Genomic DNA, 319 nt, shown 5'->3' with positions numbered 1-319 from the left:
AGATGTTTCGCCAACTTGTGTGAAGGCCATTTGTCTTTACCATGCCCAAAATATTGAATGTCGCCAGTACTGGATATTTCCTGGCATAAGGCTTTGAGCAGAGTGCTTTTCCGGCTCCATTTGGGCCAAGCAGCGTGGTTACTTTTCCTGCTTCAATCTCTATGGATACACTATCTAGTATCTTTTTACTGCCGAACTTTACTTCAATATCGGTCGCTTTTAGCGCTGCAGGAAACATTAAAGGATTCTCCCTTTCTGTTGGAATAGTAGGTACAAGAAGAAGGGTGCGCCAATAATCGCGGTGACAATTCCTACTGGT

At 43.9% G+C, this 319-nt stretch carries 1 pseudogene; it reads right to left on the bottom strand.

From position 1 onward, the window contains the following. Window positions 1–238: pseudogene (locus A3712_RS06590) on the bottom strand (ATP-binding cassette domain-containing protein); the annotation flags it as partial. Between the last annotated feature and the right edge of the window lie 81 nt (window positions 239–319).

Origin of the sequence: Vibrio sp. HI00D65, from assembly GCF_001635455.1 — a bacterium.
Taxonomy (GTDB): domain Bacteria; phylum Pseudomonadota; class Gammaproteobacteria; order Enterobacterales; family Vibrionaceae; genus Vibrio.
Note: the sequence above shows the minus strand (reverse complement) of the source record. Positions and strands in the feature narration are given on the sequence as shown.